This is a genomic window from Mesorhizobium sp. M8A.F.Ca.ET.208.01.1.1, assembly GCF_004791315.1.
Taxonomy (GTDB): domain Bacteria; phylum Pseudomonadota; class Alphaproteobacteria; order Rhizobiales; family Rhizobiaceae; genus Mesorhizobium.
Genome location: NZ_SRUT01000301.1, coordinates 1 through 302, shown reverse-complemented (window position 1 = coordinate 302; position 302 = coordinate 1). Strand labels below are relative to the sequence as shown.

Genomic DNA, 302 nt, shown 5'->3' with positions numbered 1-302 from the left:
TTCGAGCTTTCGTCTGGGCCATTCCTGGCTGAATTGGGAGCCTCAAGATCCCTCTTCCGCGCGCGCTTTAGGGCGGCCTTTGTCGCGGCGCGCCGACGGTTCTCTGCGGCCGTCGCTGCGTCCTCTTCGCGCCAGACGGTGACTAGGTCGCGGGCCAGCACATCTTCGATGTAGCGCGGATCGAAGACGTGAAAGGTGATCTTCCTGGCCCGGCCGCGAAGCGTGACCGTTCTGGTCCCCGCGCTCCGTAGCCGACCATCCTTCAGCCAGCGGTGCCGTTCGCCGGACGAGATCGTCAAGAT

General features: G+C 64.6%; 1 pseudogene. It reads right to left on the bottom strand.

Features of this window, described 5'->3' with window-relative positions:
- Window positions 1–302, bottom strand: a pseudogene (locus EN851_RS37580) (hypothetical protein); the annotation flags it as partial.